The organism is Streptomyces sp. 4F14 (assembly GCF_048159485.1).
Lineage (GTDB): Bacteria > Actinomycetota > Actinomycetes > Streptomycetales > Streptomycetaceae > Streptomyces.
Genome location: NZ_JBLRVY010000296.1, coordinates 1 through 346, shown reverse-complemented (window position 1 = coordinate 346; position 346 = coordinate 1). Strand labels below are relative to the sequence as shown.

The 346-nt window shown below is 74.0% G+C and carries 1 pseudogene; it reads left to right on the top strand.

Features of this window, described 5'->3' with window-relative positions:
- Positions 1-81: 81 nt before the first annotated feature.
- Positions 82-346, top strand: a pseudogene (locus ACLZOT_RS50800) (peptidase); the annotation flags it as partial.

The window sequence follows — 346 nt, the reverse complement described above, 5'->3', positions numbered from 1 at the left end:
TCTCCTCAACCTTCGTCTCGCCGCCGGGGTCAGTCCCCGCGATGGACACGACCGGTGTCCGTGGGCGAGACGGGGGAGTACATGGCTGCACGCACCACAGCGAAAGCGGTGACGGCCGCGCTGCTGGCGACCGCTCTGGCGGCACCGGCCGCCGCGGCGTCGACCGGCGACGATCACGGGCCCACCAGAACGGCGATCGAGGCCGCCGTCGCCGACGGCGTGCCCGGCGTGACGGCGACAGCGAGGGACGGCCACGGCACCTGGTCGGCGACGGCCGGCGTGGGCGACCTGAAGACGGGCGAGCCACGCTCGCCGCACGACCGTTACCGGGTCGCCAGCATCACCA